General features: G+C 50.2%; 16 protein-coding genes. 11 read left to right on the forward strand and 5 right to left on the reverse strand.

What is annotated here, in order from left to right:
• The first annotated feature begins 235 nt into the window (after nt 1–235).
• Nucleotides 236–481 (forward strand): ArsR/SmtB family transcription factor, encoded by a 246-nt coding sequence (locus ACO6V1_RS05540; RefSeq protein ID WP_422444427.1) that lies wholly within the window; start codon nt 236–238, stop codon nt 479–481.
• 55 nt (nt 482–536) lie between these two features.
• On the opposite strand, the gene mnmG is transcribed toward ACO6V1_RS05540, so the two are convergent.
• Nucleotides 537–2,417 (reverse strand): tRNA uridine-5-carboxymethylaminomethyl(34) synthesis enzyme MnmG, encoded by a 1,881-nt coding sequence (mnmG, locus tag ACO6V1_RS05545; protein ID WP_422444429.1) that lies wholly within the window; start codon nt 2,415–2,417, stop codon nt 537–539.
• A gap of 672 nt (nt 2,418–3,089) precedes the next feature.
• On the opposite strand from mnmG, the gene ACO6V1_RS05550 reads away from it, so the two are divergent.
• From ACO6V1_RS05550 to ACO6V1_RS05565, 4 genes are all read left to right on the forward strand, one after another.
• Nucleotides 3,090–4,100, forward strand: a complete 1,011-nt coding sequence (locus tag ACO6V1_RS05550; RefSeq protein WP_422444431.1) for a Fe(3+) ABC transporter substrate-binding protein — start codon at nt 3,090–3,092, stop codon at nt 4,098–4,100.
• A gap of 13 nt (nt 4,101–4,113) precedes the next feature.
• On the forward strand, nt 4,114–5,751 hold the full coding sequence (locus tag ACO6V1_RS05555; protein WP_422461214.1) for an ABC transporter permease: 1,638 nt from the start codon (nt 4,114–4,116) through the stop codon (nt 5,749–5,751).
• The gene (locus ACO6V1_RS05560; RefSeq protein ID WP_422444435.1) at nt 5,748–6,935 is read left to right on the forward strand and encodes an ABC transporter ATP-binding protein; all 1,188 of its coding nucleotides are present in this window, start codon (nt 5,748–5,750) and stop codon (nt 6,933–6,935) included. Before ACO6V1_RS05555 ends, ACO6V1_RS05560 begins: the two co-directional genes overlap by 4 nt.
• A 212-nt stretch (nt 6,936–7,147) precedes the next feature.
• Nucleotides 7,148–9,217, forward strand: coding sequence for an F-box-like domain-containing protein (locus ACO6V1_RS05565; protein ID WP_422466103.1), 2,070 nt, complete (start codon nt 7,148–7,150; stop codon nt 9,215–9,217).
• A gap of 143 nt (nt 9,218–9,360) precedes the next feature.
• On the opposite strand, the gene ACO6V1_RS05570 is transcribed toward ACO6V1_RS05565, so the two are convergent.
• Genes ACO6V1_RS05570 through ACO6V1_RS05585 form a run of 4 tightly spaced genes read right to left on the reverse strand, consistent with a single transcriptional unit; the run spans nt 9,361 to nt 15,507 of the window.
• The gene (locus ACO6V1_RS05570; RefSeq protein ID WP_422466105.1) at nt 9,361–10,698 is read right to left on the reverse strand and encodes a lysine N(6)-hydroxylase/L-ornithine N(5)-oxygenase family protein; all 1,338 of its coding nucleotides are present in this window, start codon (nt 10,696–10,698) and stop codon (nt 9,361–9,363) included.
• The gene (locus tag ACO6V1_RS05575) at nt 10,695–12,533 is read right to left on the reverse strand and encodes an IucA/IucC family protein (RefSeq protein WP_422466107.1); all 1,839 of its coding nucleotides are present in this window, start codon (nt 12,531–12,533) and stop codon (nt 10,695–10,697) included. The genes ACO6V1_RS05570 and ACO6V1_RS05575 overlap by 4 nt, the downstream gene beginning before the upstream one ends.
• Nucleotides 12,530–13,558: a GNAT family N-acetyltransferase gene (locus ACO6V1_RS05580; RefSeq protein ID WP_422466109.1), complete on the reverse strand. Its 1,029-nt coding sequence runs from the start codon at nt 13,556–13,558 to the stop codon at nt 12,530–12,532. Before ACO6V1_RS05580 ends, ACO6V1_RS05575 begins: the two co-directional genes overlap by 4 nt.
• Nucleotides 13,559–13,587: 29 nt before the next feature.
• A complete protein-coding gene (locus tag ACO6V1_RS05585; RefSeq protein ID WP_422466111.1) occupies nt 13,588–15,507 on the reverse strand; it encodes an IucA/IucC family protein in 1,920 nt (639 codons plus the stop codon).
• A 252-nt stretch (nt 15,508–15,759) separates the two neighbouring features.
• Between ACO6V1_RS05585 and ACO6V1_RS05590 the strand changes: the two genes are divergently transcribed.
• From ACO6V1_RS05590 to ACO6V1_RS05615, 6 genes are all read left to right on the forward strand, one after another.
• Nucleotides 15,760–17,049, forward strand: a complete 1,290-nt coding sequence (locus tag ACO6V1_RS05590) for an MFS transporter (protein WP_422466113.1) — start codon at nt 15,760–15,762, stop codon at nt 17,047–17,049.
• A complete protein-coding gene (locus tag ACO6V1_RS05595) occupies nt 17,031–17,423 on the forward strand; it encodes a hypothetical protein (RefSeq protein ID WP_422444449.1) in 393 nt (130 codons plus the stop codon). Before ACO6V1_RS05590 ends, ACO6V1_RS05595 begins: the two co-directional genes overlap by 19 nt.
• 116 nt (nt 17,424–17,539) lie before the next feature.
• Nucleotides 17,540–18,370 (forward strand): ABC transporter ATP-binding protein, encoded by an 831-nt coding sequence (locus ACO6V1_RS05600; RefSeq protein WP_422466115.1) that lies wholly within the window; start codon nt 17,540–17,542, stop codon nt 18,368–18,370.
• Nucleotides 18,371–19,294 carry an iron-siderophore ABC transporter substrate-binding protein gene (locus ACO6V1_RS05605; protein ID WP_422461228.1) on the forward strand — a complete coding sequence of 308 codons (924 nt, stop codon included), beginning with the start codon at nt 18,371–18,373 and terminating at the stop codon, nt 19,292–19,294. It begins immediately after the preceding gene.
• Nucleotides 19,291–21,309, forward strand: a complete 2,019-nt coding sequence (locus tag ACO6V1_RS05610) for an iron ABC transporter permease (protein ID WP_422466117.1) — start codon at nt 19,291–19,293, stop codon at nt 21,307–21,309. Before ACO6V1_RS05605 ends, ACO6V1_RS05610 begins: the two co-directional genes overlap by 4 nt.
• Before the next feature lie 98 nt (nt 21,310–21,407).
• Nucleotides 21,408–23,624, forward strand: a complete 2,217-nt coding sequence (locus ACO6V1_RS05615; protein ID WP_422444457.1) for a TonB-dependent receptor — start codon at nt 21,408–21,410, stop codon at nt 23,622–23,624.
• Nucleotides 23,625–23,643 lie beyond the last annotated feature (19 nt).

The following is a 23,643-nucleotide window of genomic DNA, read 5'->3' on the forward strand; positions in this document are numbered from 1 at the left end:
TGGGACGTAAATTCTATGCTCCAGGGTCTGTAGTTGTGCTCAGTATGAGACTTTCACCCATAAGATTCATGACTGCTTGAAACGTTGGTTTTGTCTCTAAGTTTCATAGCAAAAATTCTGTCAGCTCACTTTTTTTGTCGTGTACAGAGACCTTCACTATAAAAATGTCGTAAATTCAGCAGGGGAATAAATTTCAGAAACATGAGGAAATTGCACTCAAAGGATAGTGCGTTTTATGTACAGTGAACTTTTCGAGGGAATGGGCGCAATACCCCATCAGGGTGTGCCGGTGGGAGCCCTGCAAAAAGAGCTGGACATTCCGGGTTCAACCCTTTCCCATCATATTTCAGCCCTGGTCTCTGTGGGGCTGGTTAAGCAGAAGCGGGATGGCAGGACACTGTATTGCATTCCCCAGTTCGCCACCTTCAATGAGGTCATGGGGTTTCTCAGCGAGGAGTGTTGTGCGGACGAGTCAACGTAATCAGGCGGGGTAGGTTACCAGTGCCTGATCCATCAGGAACTGGTAACCGGATCAATTAAGCAGCCATAGAGCGCTTTTTCATATAAACCAGCAATAGAGATACGGCAGCAGGCGTCATCCCCTGGATACGGGAAGCACGGCCCAGTGTCTCCGGACGGGCATCCGTCAGCTTCTGCTTCAGCTCGTTGGAAAGCCCTTCGATCAATGTGTAGTCCAGCGCCTGTGGTATGCGGGTGTTCTCATAACGTCGCATACGGTCTATCTCTTCGGTCTGACGGTCAATATAACCCTGATACTTGGTCTGTATCTCCACCTGTTCAGCGACCTGATCATGGGTTTCCGCGTCTCCCACCAGTCCGGCCACATCGTTATAGGTCAGTTCCGGACGACGCAGCAGTTCCAGTAGGCTGTATTCACGGCTTAAAGGTTTGCTGAGCTTATTTTCCAGGGTACGGGCAGCATCACTACCGGGATGAACAAACGCTGCCCTGAGGCGCTCAGACTCCTTCTCAATACGCTCCTTCTTGTCACTGAAGGCCATCCACCTTTGATCATCCACCAGCCCCAGTGCCCGGCCTTTCTCCGTCAGGCGCAGGTCGGCGTTATCTTCCCGCAGGATCAACCGATATTCTGCCCGGCTGGTAAACATGCGGTAAGGCTCACTGGTGCCATTGGTAATCAGGTCATCCACCAGCACACCGATGTACGCTTCATCACGACGTGGGCACCAGGACTCTTTATCCTGTGCCCTGAGCGCCGCATTCATACCCGCCAACAGTCCCTGTGCGGCCGCTTCTTCATAGCCAGTGGTACCGTTGATTTGACCGGCAAAGAACAGGCCTCCAATGGCTTTGGTTTCCAGGGAGTACTTAAGTCCTCTCGGATCAAAGTAATCGTACTCGATGGCGTAACCGGGACGGGTAATATGGGCATTTTCCAGGCCACGAATGGATTGGATCAGGTTGATCTGCACATCAAAGGGCAAACTGGTGGAGATGCCATTGGGATAAAGCTCATTGGTGGACAACCCTTCCGGCTCCAGAAAGACTTGATGGGAGGTTTTATCCGCAAACCGGGTAATTTTATCCTCAATGGATGGGCAATACCTCGGACCTATCCCTTCAATTACCCCGGTAAACATGGGTGAACGGTCCAGTCCTCCACGGATGATCTCGTGGGTACGCTCATTGGTATGGGTGATATAGCAGGACACCTGTTCAGGGTGTTGCTCAACCGTGCCAAGGTAAGACATCACCGGCATCGGCGTATCCCCCGGTTGCGCTTCCATCACGGAAAAATCCACACTTCGGGCATCAATACGTGCAGGCGTCCCTGTTTTCAGGCGTCGAACATCCAGGGGCAGTTCTCTCAGCCGGTTGGCCAGGGCAATGGAGGGCGGATCACCGGCCCGGCCACCGCTGTGGTTTTCCAGACCAATATGAATTCGCCCCCCCAGAAAAGTCCCTGCGGTCAGAACAACGTTTGCGGCAAGAAAACGAACGCCCATGTTGGTCACGACACCACGCACCTGGCTGGTGTTGTCATCAACCACCAGATCATCCGCAGACTGCTGAAATATCCACAGGTTCTCCTGGTTTTCCAGAATCGAACGAATGGCGGCCTTGTAAAGTGCCCGGTCAGCCTGTGCCCGGGTAGCCCTGACCGCCGGTCCTTTTCTGCCATTGAGCACCCGAAACTGGATACCGGCAAGATCCGTCGCTGTTGCCATGGCACCGCCAAGGGCATCCACCTCTTTGACCAGATGACTTTTACCAATCCCGCCAATGGCCGGATTACAGGACATCATCCCCAGAGTTTCGATGTTATGGGTCAACAACAACGTTTTAACGCCCATACGAGCTGCCGCCAGGGCGGCCTCCGTACCGGCATGACCACCACCGATCACAATCACATCAAATTGTTTTGGGAAATCCACTGCCAACGTCTGTCACCTGTTATCAAGAGAAGATAAGGCTAGCAATTATACACCGGTTAGCCAGTGCTGTGACCCATCATTGGATAAGCGTGACCTGAAGACTTCACAGTGCCCGCCCGATAACCAGGCTTGCATAACGGGCGTGAGTGGCAACCGGTCACGTAATTTTACTCACAGCCCGTAGATCTGCCCAAAAAGTTTGGTTTTTTCTTATCAAACGACGAAGTTCTTCCAGTTAAACAACAGTAATAACAGCGAATAGCTGTTTTTTAGTGTTATCTTATTTTTTTTATTGATATTAGTGTTGATAAAATCTGTGGATAAACGTACAAAACTCTTTATTTTCAACACATTATAAATTGAACAACCCTGTTATGTTGCTGGTCACAAGGTTTAGTTAACCTGTCATTAAACTGTGGAAAAAAACGACCTTATCCACAGGGCAATTTTATAAAAAGGTTATTCCCTGCGTTGTTCATAGCTTATCTGTGTATATTTCCACATTTCCATAACGCCCGGGTACTTTGCCCGACAACCCGCTGTGATGGGATCTGCCGGGTAATCGGTGGATTTATCGCCATTGAATTTATCCACAGCGCAATAAAGCAGTTGCGAAGTCAGGGAAAATAAGTACAATTCGCAAACGATAATAATTCTTGTTTGCAGACTGCTATGAAAAAACTCCTCTCTATTACTTCCGCTATTGCTATTTCCTGTTCTTCTTTGCTGGCCCAGGCTGCTGAAGAGGTCAATATCTACTCTTATCGTCAGCCTTTTCTGATAGAGCCCATGCTGAAAGACTTTGAACAGGAAACGGGCGTAAAGGTGAACGTGGTGTTTGCCAAGAAAGGACTGGAGGAGCGTATTGAGCGGGAAGGCAAATTCAGCCCGGCAGATGTCGTACTGACTTCCGACATGATCAGTCTTTTTGATCTGGTTGATCGCCAACTGGTGCAACCCGTGAACAGTAAAACCATTAATGAGAACATCCCTGTGCACTTAAGGGATCCGGACAACCAGTGGTACTCATTAACCATGCGGGTGCGGAATATTTACAGCTCCAAACGCAGCGACAAGCCCGTTGATATCAACTACGAAGACCTGGCCAGCAGCAAGTTCAAAGGCAAGATCTGTACCCGCAGCGGCAAGCACCCCTACAACATTGGTCTGGTCGCCTCGATGATCGCCCATAACGGTGAAGCACAAACCAAACAGTGGCTGGAAGGGGTAAAAGCCAACCTGGCCCGTCGTCCCCAGGGGAATGACCGGGCCCAGGTCAAAGCGATCAAAGAGGGGGTTTGTGATGTCTCTCTGGGCAACAGCTACTACTTTGGCAAGATGATGAAGAATGATGATCAGAAAGCCTGGGCTGATGCCGTTTATATTAACTTCCCGAACCAGAAGACGGTGGGTTCCCATGTCAACATCAGTGGCATGGTGATGGCAAAGTACGCACCGAACAAGGATAATGCCCTCAGGCTGATGGAGTACCTGGCCAGTGAAGAGGCTCAGTCCATTTATGCCCGGGACAATATGGAATACCCGGTCAACCCGAACGTTCCAGTGTCTGACACCGTGGCTGCATGGGGAGAATTCAAGGCGGATCCACTGCCTATTTCAGACATTGCCGCCAACCGAACCAAGGCTCAACGTCTTCTGGACGAAGTAAAATTTGATCTATAGATCTCATTAGTGCATGAATCACAACTTACCAACCTACTGGAGGGCTGGCAGCTGGCTGCTGGCCCTTTTGCTTTTTTCCCCTGTTATCGCCCTGATCCTGGAGGCTTTCACCCCTGCCGGTGAGTTATTTGATCATCTTTGGGATACCGTCCTGACCACCTACATCGTGAACAGTGTTCTTCTGATTCTCGGGGTAGGGGGACTTGGGGCTGTTCTGGCGATCCCTGCCGCCTGGGTGATGGCCAATGCCCGGATTCCGGCAAGAGATCAGCTCCAGTGGTTACTGGTATTACCACTGGCCATGCCATCCTACGTTATTGCCTATATCTATACCGACCTGCTGGAATTTGCCGGACCAGTGCAGCGTTTTCTCAGAGCGCTCACGGGTTGGACGTCAGCCGCAGACTATTCCTTCCCGGAGATACGCAGCCTGGGCGGTGCCATTATAGTGCTTGCCCTGGTGCTTTATCCCTATCTGTATCTGCTGGCAAGAACCGCGTTTCTTGAGCAATCGAAAAGCCAGACCCTGGCCAGCCGACTGTTAGGTTGCTCACCTCTGCACAGTTTTTTCCGGGTAACCCTGCCCATGGCCCGTCCCGCCATCATTACCGGTCTGGCGCTTATGGGCATGGAAGCCCTGGGTGATTTTGCCACGGTAAGCTATTTTTCCGTGCCCACATTAACCACGGCGGTATACGACACCTGGCTAGGTTATGGCAGCCTGAATGCGGCGGCAAAAATCTCGGCCATGATGTTGCTGGTGGTCATGTTGTTGATCAGCATGGAAAAATACAGCCGTCGTAAACAGCAGCTGTACCAGAAAAATACCGGGCAGGAGCAGCGGGAGTTGATCGAGCTTTCTGGCTGGTCAAAATGGCTGGCTATCGGCTGGTGCTGGCTGCTGGTCACCCTGGGCTTTTTGCTGCCTTCTCTGGTGCTGGTGGAGTACCTGATTGTCTATTTCGATGATTCATGGAGCAGTGCTCTGTTTGAATATGGTATCAACAGTCTGATGGTTTCCGGTTCCGCAGCTGCTGTTGCCTGCTTTATTGCCTTGTTCCTGGGCGTTTATCAGCGTTTACAGCGCACGAGCTTGTCCCGTATCCCTGCTCGCCTGGCCTCCACCGGTTACGCCCTGCCGGGCAATGTTCTGGCCATTGGGGTACTGATCCCTCTGACGCTCTCGGATAATGTGCTCAACGAACTGCTGATTCACTGGCACCAGTCACCGGTTGGGCTTATTTTCAGTGGCTCTGCCATTACCCTGGTGTTTGCCTACGTGGTGCGGTTCTCCGCTGTTGCGGTTGGCAGCGTTGAGTCCAGTCTTGGGCGAGTGTCTCCTTCACTGGATATGGCCAGCCGAACCCTGGGGTGTAACCCCGGGGAAATGGTCAAGCGTGTGCATCTGCCGTTGATCCGTAAAGGCATGCTGGCAGGGCTGCTGCTGGTATTTATTGAGGGTATGAAAGAGCTGCCTGCCACACTGCTACTGCGCCCCTTTAATTTTGAAACACTGGCCACCCGGGTCTTCCAATATGTGTCTGATGAGCAGCTGGAATATGCGGCACCTGCCGCATTGGTGCTGGTTCTGGTAGGATTGGTGCCCCTTATTATGCTTAATCGCTCTCTGGAAAGGCAGGAACAGCAATGAGTGCCCTGAACATCACTGAACTTGCCTGTGCTTATGATCGGTCAGCCAGAAAAAGCAGCGCCACTGGCGATCCTCTGGTCCTGTCCGGGGTAAACCTGGCCATAGAGGATGGTGAAATTGTCTGCCTGCTGGGTCGCAGTGGCTGTGGTAAGTCGACCTTATTAAAAGCGATCGCCGGTTTGATTCAACCGGTATCCGGCACCATTGAACTGCATGGCCGGGAAGTCAGCTCAGCTGCCCGGGTAACACCGCCAGAGCAGCGGGGCATCGGCATGATCTTTCAGGATTATGCCCTGTTTCCCCACCTGACGGTGTTTGACAACATCAGTTTTGGACTTAACAGTTTTGGACTTAAGGGTGCCTTCGGCCAGAACCAACAGACCTCCGAACAGGTCAGGCAACGGGTTCAGGATATGCTGCAGCTGGTGAATCTTTATGGTCTTGACCAGCGCTATCCACATGAACTGTCCGGAGGGCAGCAACAACGGGTGGCCATCGCCAGGGCACTGGCCAACGAGCCTTCCATTCTGTTGCTGGATGAACCGTTTTCCAATATCGACAGCCAGGTCCGTCAGCATCTGGTCAGGGAAATACGGGATATTCTGAAGCAGCAAAAAGTCGCCGGACTGTTTGTGACCCACAGTCGTGAAGAAGGTTTTGCTTTTGCGGATACCATCGCCGTCATGGGGCAGGGCAGAATCATGCAGCAGGGGACGGCCTTCGATATCTATCACTACCCTGATAACCGTTTTATTGCCGACTTTATGGGGGCCGGAAATGTTCTGCCGGCCACCATTGAAGATGAGTTTCATGTGAGCACCCCGCTGGGCGTTGTGGCATCCACCCAACCGCTCTCTGTGGAAAAGGCAGGCACAAGCCTGGAGTTGTTTATCCGGCCACAGATGGTGGCCCTCTCGGCTGTGGATAAATCTGAAGGCTTACTGTCTCAGACCTCTGCCGATACTTTTCCACAGGCAACGATTACCCGGCAGCAGTTTATGGGCAAAAGTATACGCAGCGAGATTCATCTGGACTGTTGCCAGGGGAGTTATCAGCTGGTGGCAGAGCATTCAAACCCGGTAGCCGGGAATGCCAACGTTCAACTGAACATTATTCCCCATGATCTGGTGTTGTTTGATGCTGATGGCCTGAACGCACGGCGAAAAAGAGGAACCGCACCATGATGCCCAGACATAACTGATGTCAGGCTAACCCGGATATTTCAGAAACTTGCTCCCGTTTGTCCTTTGCCGCTCTAAGTGAGTTTTGCTCAGTCGACCGTACTCCCCGGTACGGCGCTCCCTCACAAAATCCCTTAGAGCGACAAAGTCCTGAGAATTATTTCAGATATGACTTCTCTGGACTAACCTCTATCAGATTTTTCCGGAGTGATCTGATGAGAGAGTCTATCTTGCCATTGCCTCCTGCACAGGAAAAACCAGATGAACCTTGTCTGAGTGAAACGAATCCGGTTATTCCTGAACAATCAGCTCATTTTCACAGGTGGAGTATTACCTCGCTACCGGTGGAATTATTGTTGAAAATTACCGGTTATTTACCGCTTAAGGACGCGTGTAATTTGGCACTTGTTTCCAGAAGAATGCACACTGTCCTGAATGAATATGGATTATTTGAAGTTGTTCGGTGCTACGGGAATCTGAGTAAGAATGAACAGCTGTTTTACCGGGGTCTGAGTATTACCAATCAACCACTGATTCATCATCTGCGGACATCAAAAATACAAGTCATTGCCGGGCAATCGTATTGTACTGAAAATTTTCCGGCAATCTGCGCATATCACGCTGATCATTTACGCAATGAAACCATTAATGCCACCTCACTTAAATTTGTGCTGCAAAACTCGTTTGGCAGGGAAGATAACATTAGTGAATACTATCTCAATGAGAATCACAGTCGGCTGCTCATTAATGATAGTCACAGCTCTCAGTGTTCTATCTGGACGGCGGGAAGTGATGGTTGCTGGAGCAGGGAATTCACCATTAAAGCTCGCAGTTTCTTCGAATGCTTTAACAGCATTGATCGATACCATGGCAATACTGTTTTTATACCTGTTGATCCTCCCCCCTCTGATAGATCTGCTTTTAAAACCTATGGTGCTAAAGACGCTTTACTGTCGATTATTCAGCGGGATGGGAAAGGCTTATGGACTGAAACAAAGCGAATGACTGTCGCTGAGCTTTTTCCCGATCCTTATGGAATAAAAAGCCTTGATTTCAGCTTTTTATCTTTTCAGATTTCACCTGATGGGAAATCTCTGATTTATTCTGAATCTTACCGGATGAGCCTGATTTTAGGCCAGCAATTGAATGGTCAATGGCAAAACAACGGTGTTTGCATCGGACGTCGCAGTATTTTCAGCCCGGACAGTAATCATATTGCCATAAATTGTGGAAGATATATCGATTTCTATGGAAAAAGAAAGGATGGCCGTTGGTTAGCCAACGGGAAACTGGAATTTAGCATGCCTACCATGGCTCTGACAGAAGCGAGAAAAAGAGTAGAGGATTATTGTGGTTTTGACACCATTCAATTCAGTCCGGACAGTCAACATTTTGCTGCATGCTTCAATGATGCCGGGGAAGATTCCGACGACATGGATATAAATGTAGAGGATTTTTTCGTGGTTGTTTTTAGTCTTGGTGATAACGGTCGATGGTCTGAAGCATTAAGAATCACCAAACATCAGCCGCAACCCGTTGATATTATATCGCTGGACGTAACCTTCAGTCCCGATAGCCGGTATCTGGTTGTTCATGGCGAAGATAATTTTGATATCTGGCATTTAACGGATAACAACGGTTGGGTAGCGGAAATAAAAGATCATGACTATTTCCAGAAGTCCCGCTGGGTTTTGCCTAATTCAATGGTGACATTCAATGTGGACTCCTCGGTATTTGTGCTGTTTCAGGAGGGATCTGCAATGATCTGGCAATTGGACGGGGCCGGAATGTGGCACTGCCAGCACATGTTTACTTATATTTGTGACAGGGGATATCCTCGCAGGTATGCAAACTCCGCTGTTCCTACTGCCCAGAAGCTCAGCCCGGACGGACACTCGATTATTTGTACTGACGATCGGGGGAGGCTGGATATCCAGGTGCAAAAGAAATACGGTGAATGGGTCCGGCAAACCCCGGACTCTGATTTACGACTCTGTGAACCTGATTTTAATCACAGTGGGTCCCTTTTTGTCGGCCTTGATGTTAACGACAAATCTTGCCTGGTTGTACTGGGCATAACCCCAAAGGGTACCTGGCAGGAAAAGGGCCGCCTGCAAGCGGAGGGTTACATTGACAGCTTCAAATTCAGTCCTTGCGGTCACTCCATACAGGTCAGCTCTATGGATGGCGACCAGAAAATCCTGTCTTTTTGGCAGATCGAGCGGGAACCTGACAGGCAACAAAGAATGCATTTACCGAGATCCCGGGAGGTTGACCAGGAATAGCCACCGTATGAATGTAGCAGCAGCTGCCCGATAGGGCAGTCCATTCTCAGACAGCCTCTTACACCAGACTGCTTGCCCTTCTTTAATCTGAATTTCAAGGACTATTCTACCAACCTTGTAGATAGAGGCCGGTGGAAAAAAGACTACCCATTTTCTCCTTTGCCATTGGGCAGAAAATCCGTATTGCTCAGCCAGTGGATAAAACCGGGTGGTTGATTGACCGGAAAGACGTCTTCGTGCATCAAGTCATTAATGATGGTTGCTGAGCGCCAGGCCGTGAGACTTAACTGCGGCTCAACAATGCCGTGACTGTGTAAACCGGCATTCACCGCATAAATCCGTCGGTCTTCCGGGCCATCCCAGGCCACTTTAAAACTTGGGGATAGCTTGAATCGATTTTGCTGATCCATCGTTAACTGTTCCCGAATCGGTTCCAGATACTCAGGCAGTGCATTCTGAAAGCCAGTACATAGAATAACCACGTCAGCGGCCAGCTGTTCATCGCATTCTGACAATGCATTGAATAAACGCAGATCATAATAGCCTGTGGACGTTAAGGACATATCTGCTAACGTTCGATCCGGCAGCAATTGCCAGCTCATATCGCCATTGCCCAGATAGGTTCGGTCATAAAGCTCCCGGTAGAGTTCCAGCAGATAGGCCGGGGTAATTCCATCACTTGCCAGCTTTTGATAATTGACGATGCGCTCTTTTTTATCACCGGGCAGTGACAGAAACTGGCCGACATAGCCCGGAGTGAAATACTCATTGGTAAAGGGACTTTCATCCAGGGGTTCAAAGCCCGCTCGCCGGGATACCCAGTTCACCTGAGCAACCTTTCCCCATTGGCCTCGCAGACAGTTCAGGAAGACTTCGGCCCCGGTCTGTCCGCCACCAATAACCGCCACCCGTTTATTGGCTAAATCTACATCCTGAGTCATCAGGCTACCGGCATGGAAGCAGTGCGGGCCAAGCCATCGCCGGGTACACTGCGGGGTATAGGGTGATTTACCGGTGCCCAGACAGAGATTTCTGGCTTTAAAGGATTGATGGTCAGACTTCAGCACAAAGTGATGATCGGTAAAGCTGACTTCCCGAATTTCAGTATCAAACGTGACCGAACTCAGGTTATTTGCCACCCAGCTCAGGTATTCAACAAACTCTGTACGACTGATGACCATTTTTTCGGTGGAGAGAAATGAGTAAAAACGCCCTTTATTGACCAGAAATGAAATAAACGACCATGGGCTTGTTGGCTGAACAGCAGTAACCAGGTCTTTCAGGCAGGAAGTTTGCATATGAGCCCCCGGAAGCATTAAACCCGGATGCCAGCCAAAGGTTGCTTTTTTGTCAAAAAACCGGGTTGAAATGGTGGGCTGACTATCCAGCAGGGCGGCCAGGCTCAAATTGAATGGCCCGGCACCCAGTCCAGCCAGTTCCAGAATATCGGTTTCGCAATCCGTGATTTTTTGCAATCTCATCGTACTTCCCTGAATGTCGTTGCTAATGGGTTGTTAAGCGGTGTACCCAGTTCCGGCAGTGGACGTTCACTGGCGTCACCATAACCCTGTTTGAATCGGACTCTGTTCAGGCAAACACGGGCCATTTCCGGTTGGAACAGGTCAAACAGTTTAAAGCGCCCGTTCAGTTCCGGATGTGCTTTCATATACAACTGCAGTTGTTTACCAAGGAGTCCGTAAAAGTCCACCTCAGAAAATCCTTTTTCCGCCAGGCCTTTTTCTGCCAGGCAAGCGGAAATAAAGCGCAGAACGCTGACAAAGTGCCCAGTCTGCAAGTCATGAATAAGGTATTCAGCGGGCAGTCTCGTAGTCACTGAGCGGGCATAGTCACTCAGGCTTTCCAGCTCAGGAAAGTCCTGATCAATAAGACGCAAGTCCCCCTGAAAATCTTTAAGAGCAACACGGACAGGCTGATGATGCTCAAGAACCACCGTGACATTCTGGCCATGGGCCACCAGGCCAACACCGTATTTACAGAGCAAATGGTAGAGTGGGATGACCACTGAATTGAACAGTCGGGTCAACCATTGTCTGGCTGACAGCCCTGAACGGCGAATGTACTCATGGATGAGCGGTTCATTGAAACCATCCCGTTGAAACAGGGTGGAGATCAGGACAGCACGTTCAGATGTCTTGATTTTGTCGTGTACACTCTGTCGCCAGATGCAGCCCAGCATCTCATGATAACGATAGGGAGCATCCTCAACCTGGGTAAATATCGGGTTGGGGTAGAAGGCACCTGCGGGCTCTTCAAGGATGATGACGCCCCGGTTTGCCAGCGTTGGGTCAGTTTTCACAATATTGGCCAGCCACCTGGATATCATCGGCCCGGCCTTGATGTATTGACCGGGAATACCCCGATAGCAGGAGGTGTTTAAAATCGAGAGCGGCAGCTTAATGTTCAACTGTTTGGGTCTCTGCCGGTTTGATAGCGTACGCAGAGACTGTTGCGGCAACATCGGGTCACCAAAAGCCCCCAGATGAACGATACGACCCGCAGCAATCTCGCCAGCAAATAAATTCACCAGCTTGTTTTGCCATTGCCATGGGTGAACCGGCAGCAGGAAATACGCGTCTGCTGTTAAATTCATTCCATGAAAGACGTCTAAAAGCTTAGCCTGAGCGTCTGTATCAAGCACTGCCGACAATAATGCCTGCTCAGAAAGGTCATCTATTTTAGATAGCTGGCAATGGTTTCGGCTGACGGCCAGCCATTCCAGTTGAATCTCCGGCAGAAATTCGGTGGCATAGGCCTCATAGTCATTGCCCCCCCAACCGATACGGCCTTTGCTGACGGTCACTTTCGGGTGACCATCCAGATAACATTGGAGTTCATCATCGGTCAGGTCAATCAACTCAGCGGCAGTTTTTTGATGGTAGTTCTGCTGTACCCGAACTTCGGCCATCAGGGTGTTGGCCAGCTCTTCCAGAAAATTTGCCAATATTACCGACGTGAGATGAAGCTCTGTCCGGGCATCAATAAATAACTGACTGACATCCGAAAATGACGAGCACTGACCATCAGATCCGGTACGAATAATGGAGGCCGGGTCAATGATCAATTGATCCCAGACGGTTCGCCAGGCTGCAAACTGATAGCGGGTGCCACTTTGCAGCTCCAGGGTGAAATCACCGTTATCAAGCTCCAGTGGTGAAATTGCTTCTTCCCAGCTCAGTTCACTGAGACTTTTGGCCAGCAAACGTTGATTAGCCTGTAACCAGAAAGAGGAAGGTTTGGTCTTCAGTGGACTCTTCAGTAGACTCTTTAGTAGAGACTGTGTGACCGCCTGATTCATAGCTGTACCTCCCTGAAAAACGTACGTCGATAACCGTTTACCAGGGCTGCCCGTTTATGGGGGAAATCAAATGTTTTGACAAACGACCAGCCGGCAGGTGCCAGTAACTTCAATAAACGCCGATTGTCGGCCCTTGGCTCGCCAACCAATCGGCCGGTTCTCGGATCGTCCAGATAGAGGAAGTGGGTTATGGATTTGGTCCAGCTGTTGGAAAACCGTTTTCCCAGGAAGTCCGGGTTTCCCACCAGCAGATGAAAACCACGGTCCCATGGCTGGCAGTCATAATAGGGAGCAATGCGATCTTCCATCGCCCAGTAAAGCTCAAAGTAACCAAAAGGTTCACCGTTAATACTGCCCAACAGGGGCCAGGTTTTTCTGTCTTTGAGCAGCGTTTGCAGGTAGTTGCGCAGCTCTTCCCTGCTCTTTGCCAGTTCCCAGAACTCAGCAACTCGCGGCTGATTCATCCACTGATGAAAAGTGGCCAGGTCTTCCTCCGGATCAATGGAGCGGAACGAAATAGTGAGATCATTCTGATAGTCATAACGCTGATAAACGACACCGGAAGGTTGTAACGGCCGCAGTGGGTGGGAAATGCCATTGCTGTTTTCCGTCCAGATTTCTGGTGTCAGTACATTGTTGTTTTGCCAATGCCAAAGCGTACGATTCTGGTAAAAACCGGTTCTGACGTTGATGCTCTCCCCGGAGGTCTGATCGATATCATGTGGCCATGACCCAGACTCCAGCTGTTCAGATATCAGGGGAGACAAGTGAATTTGTTCCAGCGTTGGATGGTTTGCATACAGATAATCCAGGCCTGCCGCCATAAGATGATCGGGAATCCTGTCCTGCAGGTCGGAGCTATTGGCCGGAGAAATAACCAGCCTGTCGGTGCCAGAGATGCTCAAATGCAGTGAAGTGGTAGCATCATTGATCAACAGTGTGTTGGTGCTGAGAGGCTTCAGTGTTATCTCCGGATGCAGAATACCCGGCAGTGTTTTTCCCGGAAGTTTCATTGTTGTTGTCATTGCTGTCCCTGTTTACGGATTTTTGGCGATTAAGGTAGAAGTTCGTCCTGTGACAACCCCACGAGTGGGTTTGATAGCGGGTGATACACTGCCAGAGGATTTTCCAGGGTGTTCTCATTCATATCGCAGTAAGAGCAATAAAAGTTGCCTTTTGACCAGAGTTCAGGACTGTTGAGAATGTAGTCCAGACAACCTGTATCTCTGGGATCAGACGCTCTGAGTTTCATCAGAAACTCTCTCAGAGCCATCAGCAGTGAAGATTCTGAAGTGACTTGCCCGGCCCCAAGGGCACTGATGACACCAAAGGTGGAATTGATGATCAGATAATAGGTAAACAACCAGTTGCCCAGTTCACCATCCACATGATGCTCCTGCTGTCTGGTTTCTGCTGAGATCGTCTCCGCCAGAAGTTCACGGGCGGTATGGCTGTAGCCCGTTCCCTGGCAATCACGGAAATAGACTTTCCGGGGATAACCCTGTTTCAGAGTGATCAACAGGTTCTGCTGATGGGCACCAAATAAAAGACCAAAGTCTGACTGCCCGATCATTAGCGGTTCTACGACGGTTGACAGGTATTGGTTAAACCAGCGAACAGCTATTCTTTCTGGTGGAAGCTGCTCTTTGTCAGCCAGTTTCCGGATCAGTGAAACCAGCTTTGATGCACCGTCAGGATTATCCTGGGTCAGGCTCGCCAGTAACTCGGTTGACCTCAATGTTTGAACGTTATTGAATGGATTTTCCCGCAGAACCATCATGGTCTCTGGCAATATCTGTCCATCCGGTCCCCTGATCGCCCCATGGGCAGGCTCGGTGATCACCTCAAAGTCCGGGTAGCGCTGCTTCATTTCCGTGCCAATGGACGTATGATATTTCACCTGATGGATCTCTTTGCCGCGAATCACCTCTTTAGGTAACAGGTGGCGCACAGAGTTGGTCAGTTTTACGCTGAGTGAATACTTCAACATGAAAGACGCGTGGCTGGCATGCAGGGAACGCACGGATGATGTTGCTCTCCAGTCACTGCCCTTTAATCCATAATCAACCAGTTTTTTTTCCTGAATCAACTGACGTATATAGTTACTTTTCAGCCACTGTTCAGCCTGCCATGGATGGGCAGGCAAGAGCGTTTGATGCTCCGGGGTTCCATGGAGTAATGCAGCTGGAAAGTTCTGGTCTTCTTCTGCCAGTTGTCTGGTCAGTTCACTGAACGACAGTGTATGAACACTGTCGGCATCGAGCAGGTCGGAGTCTATGGCAAACCAATGTAGCTTGAAGCTGCTACCAAACTCAGGCATATACCGGGCGGCATCATCCCGACTGAATTGATCATAACTTTTCGGGCAGGGATGGACAGAGTGCCCTGCCAGCAGTGACTGTTCTGAAGTCTGAAAATCCCCGGGAGCATTAAAAATAGCGTCTAATGATGGCTGACGGACTCTCAGATTGGTTTCAATATTGTTAACACTGTGATGAACCCGTTCCAGGAAGTTTCTCCGGCTCTGTGGATCGCTCTGCCAGAGAATATCCCCACTGACCAGCAACTGAACGGCCTCTATAAAAGTGATGGGAGTAGCCGTTGCTTTTGCCGGGCTCGATAAAATGACTGGCATTAAAAACTGGTGACGCCCGGTTATTGAAAAGTGACTGATACATACCAATAGCGATACATCATGAACAGGGATATTGATCACATGATCAATGTTCTTCCCGATGGCAGAGTTCAATTGTGATCGATAACGCTCTATCACTTTAAACTCATTAACTTTATGTAATGTCCAGCCTTGCCATTCTCGCAGGAGCGCATTAAAAAAACAGTTAGCGCTCAGCACTTCAGCCTGGTTTCTGACAATAGCCGCATCACTTCGCCGTTGAGCATCCACGCTATCGGGGGATATGCCGGACATTATTTTATCAGCCGACGATTTCAGTATTGAATCTGAGGACATCATTATTATTTCAGTTTTTATGGTTCAACGAATTACGCTCTCATCAACAACGTTGTTGAGAGTTAGTTATTAAAAGTTTTAATAGGGGTTGGTCATCAATTCTTAACTTATTCACCAACCCATTTTCCTTTTCAACGGTCTGTTATTTTCACTTTTTAAAATCGATCCCGTTCTGGATTGGGTTGTCATCCTATATGATAACAATTATCATTTGCAACAAATTGAATAATAAATGTGCAGCATTGAGAATTGAACATGCCGGAAAATGCGTTATATCACGTTTCAACAGACACCCATTCCGGGCAGCGCTCTTTCGGACAACGCTCTTTCGGACAAAACCCTGCCCGGAATAACTTCTGTCGTTTGATCGCGGTATTCCTGCTGGGAACTGGCCAGACAACACTGCTGATCAGCCTGCCAGCCATTCTGGAAGAGACTGGAATTGGCTATGGTGTGCTCAGCACCATGGTTGCTCTCGGTACAGGATTGTTTATCGTATCGGCCCCCATCTGGGGACGGATATCAGACAGATATGGTCGTATACCTGTAATCATCTCGGGTACTGCCGGCATAGCCCTGAGCTTTTTGATGCTGACCCTGTCTATTCAGGGAGTAGTGTCTGACGTGCTGAATCAACAGCAGGCAATTTTCTTAATGTTCTCTGCCCGCATCGTCTATGGGCTGCTTGCATCTGGCTTGTACCCGGCAGTTCAGGCATGGGTAATTGACGACAGTAGTCCGTCAAATCGAGCCAGAATGCTCAGCCGCATCACCGCCAGTATTAATGTAGGTCGGCTATCAGGCCCCCTGGTGCCAGCCATATTCATCAGCTGGGGAAGTGCTTTTCCCATCGGTGTCGTATCGCTGCTGGCTATGGTTCTCTTCATTCTGCTAGTCATTTTACCCGTTGTATCAGTCAGGCATGACAAGATGTCAGCAGCCAGTAATGGCAATGTGCGCTTATTGGGATTAATGACAGAGACCTGGCCGTTGCTGTTACTGGCGTGCTCAGTCACTACGTTGTTTGGGTTTCTGCAATACCTGGCCGGTCCCCGACTTCATCTTATTGTTCATGACGGAGTCACCACCACCCGATTACTGTCAATCCTGATGATGCTGGCAGCACTGTCGACCATTATTGCCCATCTGGTCGCTGCCCGGTGGGTTCAGCGAAATCTGGTCATGGCATTGAAGTGTGGGAGTGTGTTGTTGCTGATCGGCAGTATGTTCATGGTGACCGGTGAGCGCCTGTTCTGGCTGGCCAGCGGACTGACCATCAGCGCCGCTTCGGTTGCTTTATTAACCCCCGCCTATACGGCATTGGCATCTGCTCAGGCCAGCAGTCAGCAGGGTGCTCTTACCGGCATGCTCACTATGATTCATACCATTGGCTATACGCTGGGTGCTTTGCTGGCCGGCACGATGAACAGTAATGGCTGGCAGCAGGAGTTGGTCGGGGTGCTGGTTGCCAGCGTATCACTGATGATCACTTTTTTATGGGTTGATCATAAACACGGGAAGTCATTATGTCTGCGATTCAAATGATGGGTTGGCCCATGGTTACCATCCGCTTTAATGCTCCGGCAACGGATCAGGATGCACAGGATTGGTTACATGAGTTATCCGGGCTTCTGGACAGAAAAGAGCCCTTCAGCATGGTAATACATGCACAGCCTAATAGTGAATTTTCACCTGTAGCCCGTAAATTGCTTGGAGTCTGGTTTAAGGAGAAACGGCAGTTGCTGGGCTTATATTGTTCCGGTGTCGCCAGACTGGTTGGCTCGGAACAAGAGGGCGACCGTGTGGTCAGTAAAAACATGCAAAATGCCATGCCGTTTCCCATGAAGGCGTGCCTGGATTGGAGCGAAGCAAGGGATTGGGCAATGGATCGAATACAGGATAACAAGAAAATTACTTGAAGGATCAAATGATAATCAATATCATTCGCAACCATCTCAAAACAACTGATCAATAAACCAGCAGAAAACGGATCAGCCTGAGACAAACGAAACAGTTCATCAAAAAAGAAAAATGGATGTCTAATCATACACTCTGCCTTAATCAGGCAAGTTACCGTGTTAATGGCAAGCAGGTGATCAAGCCGATCAGCCTTGAGTTGGCTCCCGGCAGAATAACCGCCATTCTCGGACCTAATGGTTCGGGCAAAAGCACGCTGTTAAAGATGCTTTCCGGTTTGATCACGCCCGATAGCGGAGCAGCGTTACTCGCTGGAAAACCGCTGGTGCAATGGCACAGAAAAGCACTGGCCCGGAAGCTGGCACTGTTACCTCAGCACTCACCCGTGCCCTTGGGAATGTCAGTTTCTGAACTGGTCGCCTGTGGCCGTTACCCCCATGCAGGCCCCTTTGGCCGGATGAAAGCCAGTGATCACCGGGCAATCAACACAGCGCTGGCTCGGGTAGATATGGTGGACTTCGCCAAGGAACGGGTCGATCACCTGTCCGGGGGAGAAATGCAGCGGGTATGGCTGGCAATGGTACTGGCCCAGGAGACCGGCATTTTATTGCTGGATGAGCCCACCTCATGGCTTGATATTGCCCATCAACTCCAGCTGCTCGATATCGTCCGGACGTTGAACCTTGAGCAAAATACGACAGTCGTCTGGGTTCTTCACGACCTTAATCAGGCGCTGCAATTCAGTGATGATGTGGTGTTGATGAACCAGGGAGAGCTGGTACGACAGGGCAGGGCGGACCGGGTAATCGACACGGACGTTATTGCTGATGTGTTTGGTGTTAAAACCACCAGGGTTCAGCCAGAAGGTTATGATCACCACCTGTTTTTGCCATCAGCGAACAGTTCACCAGAGCCGTTGCCGAGTGTATCCGACAAGGAAGTTGCCTGAATGTCAGTATCTTTCAATGCCAGGCTACACGCTGCTTTTACCTTACTCTTGCTACTCACCACTGCGGCTCAGTCAGCCGGGGCATCATCTTTCGATTCAGGCGAAAAAAGACCCGATAAGATTGCCGCCCTTAATTGGACCCAGGCGGAAATGTTGCTGACCCTGGGCATTACACCTGCGGGGGTCACGTCAATCAAAGGGTATAAGGAGTGGCAATCCAATAGTCCGATAATGCCAGACGGGGTTCAGGAGCTGGGCTTAAGATCCGAACCATCACTTGAGGCCATTGCGGCGCTCAAGCCGGATTTAATACTGGGCTACCAATGGCGACACAATCGAATTATTGCAGAGCTGGAAGCCATTGCTCCCACGGTGCTGTTTACCCAGTATCCCACAACAGACAACCCTTCAAACTACTACCACAGGATGCAGAGTGTCTTTCGCTCTGTCGCCCGGCTGACCGATCAGACGACTCTGGCTGAGGAAAAGCTGCGGGAAATGGAGCAGCTAATGGGTCAGGCACGGCGTCGTATCCAGCAAGCCGGTATGACTGGACAGTCAGTAGTGGTTGGCAAATTTGTGGGAATGGGCCTTGGGCTCAGGGTCTATGCCGATGCGTCCATGGCGGGGGCCATCGTTAATGAGCTGGGTCTGGTGAATAGCTGGCACAGCGCTCTGCCCGGGCGGGACTTTACCCATGTTGACCTGTTAAAGCTGACCACCATTGGTGATGCCAGCCTGCTTATTATCGGTAGTCAGCCTGATGACCTTCCGGCCATGACCCGTTCTCCGGTATGGCAGGCTATCCCGGCGGTCAGGGAAGGGCGGGTTCACTATTTGCCGGCACTGTGGTCCTTCGGAGGACCGTTGTCCGCAACCCGCATGGCAACGGCAATCGTGTCACAACTGGCACCGGAGGCATGATGAGTTACTCCGTACCCTTTAAAGCAACCAGCGTCTTCCTGTCGGTATTTCTGCTGTATGTGGTGGCCGTGGCAATATCATTAATGACCGTCCCATCAGGCATTGACCCCAGTTTGCTGGTTGATATGCCATTTTTTCCATCGTCAGTACCGGGCGGAAGTATCCGCGAGCATCAGCCCCTCAATGCAACCATTGTTACCTGGTTGTTACTGCCCAGAACCCTGATGGCTTTACTCTGTGGTGCAGCCCTGGGCGCGGCCGGAGTACTGATTCAGGGCGCAACCAGGAATCCCTTTGCCAGCCCTGCAACCCTGGGCGTTAATGCCGGGGCCATGGTTGCGATTGTGATGGGATCGGTATTGCTGCCGGATATTACCGGGCAATACCCGGTCGTGGTGGCATTTACCGGCGCAATAATCACCACATTACTGGTCTTCCGTCTGGCCAGTGCCATCAGCAATTCACCGGTTAACCTGGTGCTGGTGGGGATGGCAATCACCCTCTCTTTTGGTGCTATCAGTGCTGGCATGCTGATGTTTTTCGAAAACCGTCTGGATGGGTTGTATACCTGGGGGGCCGGTAATCTCTCCCAGTTCGATTTTCAGGCGGTTCAGCACAGCTGGCCAATAATCCTGCTGTTCACCCTTATCGCGTTATTCTTTGCCCGGCAACTTGACCTGATTACCCTGGGGGCAGAACAGGCCCAAACCCTTGGGGTAAATGTACGACATACCGTTGGCTTTTCGTTGCTGATTGCCGTGATCCTGTCTTCTACCGTTGTCAGTCAGGTAGGGATGATCAGTTTTGTTGGCCTGATCGCACCTCATATTGCCCGGGGCCTGGGCTGTCAGCCGGTATGGTCGCGACTGCTGCTGGCTTCGGTGGTGGGGGCATTGTTGCTGCTCAGTGCTGATATCGCCGCACGATTGATCCCGATAATGGTCTCGGACTCCCATTACAGCTTTCCCGCTGGCGTCATGACCACCATTGTTGGAGCCCCGTTTATGATTTTTCTACTGACGCGGAGAAACCGGGTCGGTGCACTGGGGACAACGCCGGGAGAAACAGGTATACGCGCACTGTTCTCTATGAATCCGAACCGCACTCTGGCAGTTCTGTCCTTACTGTGTCTGATATTGATGGGATTGAGCCTGTTCAGCCAGATAGAGATGACGTTTATGCATCTGCGCTGGCCCAGGGTCATGAGCGCTGCGTTTGCGGGTGCGGCACTTGGGGTTTCCGGTCTCGTGTTACAAACATTAACCCGAAACCCACTGACCAGCCCGGACGTATCGGGATTAACGACAACCGCTGTTTTATTTATTGTTCTGGGTGCCGTCCTCTACCCGGGAATAGACAGTTTTGGTTTAATGCTGTTAGCCATATCCGGCAGTGGTATTGCGTTGATCCTGTTGCTGACCCTGAGCCGTCTGACCGGTTTCAATCCACTATTATTTGCCCTGGGCGGTCTGTGCCTTTCGGCGGTTGCCACCACCCTGATCAGTATGGTGCTGGTTCTGGGCAGCAACCAGTCCAGTGAAGTGCTGATCTGGCTGTCCGGCAGCACCTATGCCGTGACGGATGAACGCACCTATCCCCTGTTTTCAGCCGTTATCATCCTGCTTCCCATTTTGTGGATGATGTGGCGCAGGCTCGATATTCTTCAGCTTGGTGCTTATCTGCCCACACTGCTCGGTATTCGTGTATCCGTAACCATTGCGCTGCTGCTGGTAATCGTCGCGTTGCTCAGTGCTTTCAGTGTGGCTGCCGTAGGCGGGGTGTCCTTTGTCGGACTGATGGCTCCCCATATCTGCAGAGTGACCGGTATGTCCAGTCACCGCCATCTTATTCCTGCCGCGGCCATTACCGGGGCATTGTTACTGGTCAGCAGTGACTGGTTATCACGAACCGTTATCGCTCCCTTTGAAATACCCTCAGGCCTTCTGGTTTCCGGTGCCGGTGGTATTTACTTCATTCTTCTGCTGCTCAGCGGAAAATACATCCAGCAACGTTAATTTAATAAAAGAAGTAAAGAGGCCTGCAGGAAGCAGGTCCTGCATAACTACAAGGACTTAATAAGAATGACAATCATTACTCATGGAAAAGTCGAAAAATGACGTGTAAAAAAATACCTCTGCCACTCATGGCGGCGATTTCTCTGGTTACCGCCGCTCAGGCGACCGCAGCTTCAGAGACAGCGGTGACCACCGTGGACCAGATAGTGGTTACCGCCTCCCGGTCAGAATCCAGCATTTCCAATATTTCTGGTACGGTTCAGGTAATCGGCCAGCAGGAGATTATTCAGCAGTCCCAGCCGGGACAGAAGCTGGCGGATGTTCTTGAACAGGTGATTCCAGGGTTTGGACCCAGCACGCAAACGGTGACAGACAGAACCCAAAGCCTCCGTGGCCGGAAAGTATTGGTCCTGATCGATGGCATATCCCAAGCGGAGAACCGTCAGATCAGCCGACAACTGAACTCTATCCGGCCAGAAAATATTGAACGCATCGAGGTTATCTCCGGTGCCAGTGCAATTTATGGTGGTGGCGCTACTGGCGGGATTATCAATGTCATTACCCGTAAGCCTGAAACCGATGAGCTGCAGTTTGCTTCGGAAGCAGGATTCAAAGTATCCGGTGATGAACTGACCACCTGGACACTTAACCAGAATATCAGTGGCCGCTCCGGTGCCTTTGACTATCTGTTCAGTGGCACCTATGAAAGTCGTGGTGGTATTTTTGATGCAGACGGTAACCGGGTTAACCCTGATCCATCCCAGGTCAGCCGCATGGATACCGATAGCAAAGATGCGCTGATTAAACTTGGGTATGACCTGACCGACCAGCAGCGACTGGAGGCAACGCTGCAATTCTTTGATGACCAGATGGATTCTGATTTTGCACCCGATATTTCATCCGTACCTGGTGGCAATATTGCCGACTCACCCGCAGCCCTGAAAGGACTTGAGCTGGAAAAACAGCCTTACAGTCAGCGACAGTCTATTGACCTTGTTTATAAAGACGACGATTTTCTGGGCAATAACCTTCAGGCACAGACCTACTATCGTGGGCGTGAAGCCCGATTCTTTCCCTATCCCAACGTCATTCGAGGAGTAGGTACATTTATAAACCAATCGACGTCTACCGCTGAGGTTTTTGGAGTAAAACTGAACCTTGACCGTTCGCTGAATAATCAGCTCAAGCTTTCCTACGGCCTTGATTATGATGTGGACGATGGCGAGCAAAGAGGGCAGCTGCATGATTTAGCAAAATATATAGCCAGTGGTGGCAGAGTTATTGAGCCCACAGGCCCAGAGTATGAATATGGTCCTGATGTTGAAACCAAAACCCTTGGGCTTTATTTGCAAACCTCCTATGATTTAACCTCACAGCTGACGCTGAATGGCGGTATCAGGTATGAGCGTGCAAGGCTGGATATCAGTGATCATATGCCTCTCGCTGAAACTTGGATTGCACAACAATTAGGGATAACAAAAACTCCACTGGAAGGTGCCGTTAGAAAATACGACGATACGCTGTTTAATCTTGGCTTCGTCTTCCATCTGAATCAAAGTAATGAGCTGTTCGCTAATTACTCACAGGGTTTTGATGTACCCGATGCGTCGAGAATTCTGCGTGATACGGTCTCCCCGGTTAGTCGTCTTCCTAATAGCCTGCCGCTCCCGCGAACCAATATTTCTGAAGCAAACCTCGATGCCATCAAGACGGATAGTTTCGAGCTTGGATGGCGGGGCAGCTTTGACAATATCTTTGCCAATGTCTCCGTCTTCTACAACGAATCGGACAAAACCATTGCCTTTAATGAAGATTACAATGTAGACCTGCTGGATCAAAAAAGAAAAGTCTACGGTATTGAGGGTGCTATTGAATATTTCCTGAATGATTACTGGTACGTCGGGGGTACTTACGCCTTTACTGAAGGACGCAGCTATTACAAGGAAATAGGGGAGTGGCTGGACCTGCAAGCAGCGGATGTCTCACCGGAGAAATTTACAACATTTGTCGCTTATGATCAGGGAGATCTTAATGTCCGCCTGCAATCCATGACCTTCCTGGATTATGACAAGGGGAAAAGTTACAGCTCTTCCAGCCAGACGGTGACAGACCGTGAAATTGATGGATACACAACCGTTGACCTTCTGGTTTCCTACGACCTTCCCATGGGCACCCTTAAAGCAGGAATAACCAACCTGTTGAATAAGGACTACGAAACCGTATACAGCCAGTGGGCCAGGACAACCTACAATGGTATCAGTGCACACAAGGCTGAAGGTCGAGCCTATAACCTGAGCTACCGGGTCGAGTACTGATAAGGCATCAAGAGCCTGT

It is taken from the genome of Endozoicomonas sp. ALC013 (assembly GCF_049310205.1).
Taxonomy (GTDB): domain Bacteria; phylum Pseudomonadota; class Gammaproteobacteria; order Pseudomonadales; family Endozoicomonadaceae; genus Endozoicomonas.

Coding starts and splice junctions, on each gene's coding strand:
- ACO6V1_RS05540 (WP_422444427.1), top strand. CDS start 236: ATGTACAGTGAACTTTTCGAGGGAATGGGCGCAATACCCCATCAGGGT.
- ACO6V1_RS05550 (WP_422444431.1), top strand. CDS start 3,090: ATGAAAAAACTCCTCTCTATTACTTCCGCTATTGCTATTTCCTGTTCT.
- ACO6V1_RS05555 (WP_422461214.1), top strand. CDS start 4,114: ATGAATCACAACTTACCAACCTACTGGAGGGCTGGCAGCTGGCTGCTG.
- ACO6V1_RS05560 (WP_422444435.1), top strand. CDS start 5,748: ATGAGTGCCCTGAACATCACTGAACTTGCCTGTGCTTATGATCGGTCA.
- ACO6V1_RS05565 (WP_422466103.1), top strand. CDS start 7,148: ATGAGAGAGTCTATCTTGCCATTGCCTCCTGCACAGGAAAAACCAGAT.
- ACO6V1_RS05570 (WP_422466105.1), bottom strand. CDS start 10,698: ATGAGATTGCAAAAAATCACGGATTGCGAAACCGATATTCTGGAACTG.
- ACO6V1_RS05575 (WP_422466107.1), bottom strand. CDS start 12,533: ATGAATCAGGCGGTCACACAGTCTCTACTAAAGAGTCTACTGAAGAGT.
- ACO6V1_RS05580 (WP_422466109.1), bottom strand. CDS start 13,558: ATGACAACAACAATGAAACTTCCGGGAAAAACACTGCCGGGTATTCTG.
- ACO6V1_RS05585 (WP_422466111.1), bottom strand. CDS start 15,507: ATGATGTCCTCAGATTCAATACTGAAATCGTCGGCTGATAAAATAATG.
- ACO6V1_RS05590 (WP_422466113.1), top strand. CDS start 15,760: ATGCCGGAAAATGCGTTATATCACGTTTCAACAGACACCCATTCCGGG.
- ACO6V1_RS05595 (WP_422444449.1), top strand. CDS start 17,031: ATGTCTGCGATTCAAATGATGGGTTGGCCCATGGTTACCATCCGCTTT.
- ACO6V1_RS05600 (WP_422466115.1), top strand. CDS start 17,540: ATGTCTAATCATACACTCTGCCTTAATCAGGCAAGTTACCGTGTTAAT.
- ACO6V1_RS05605 (WP_422461228.1), top strand. CDS start 18,371: ATGTCAGTATCTTTCAATGCCAGGCTACACGCTGCTTTTACCTTACTC.
- ACO6V1_RS05610 (WP_422466117.1), top strand. CDS start 19,291: ATGATGAGTTACTCCGTACCCTTTAAAGCAACCAGCGTCTTCCTGTCG.
- ACO6V1_RS05615 (WP_422444457.1), top strand. CDS start 21,408: ATGACGTGTAAAAAAATACCTCTGCCACTCATGGCGGCGATTTCTCTG.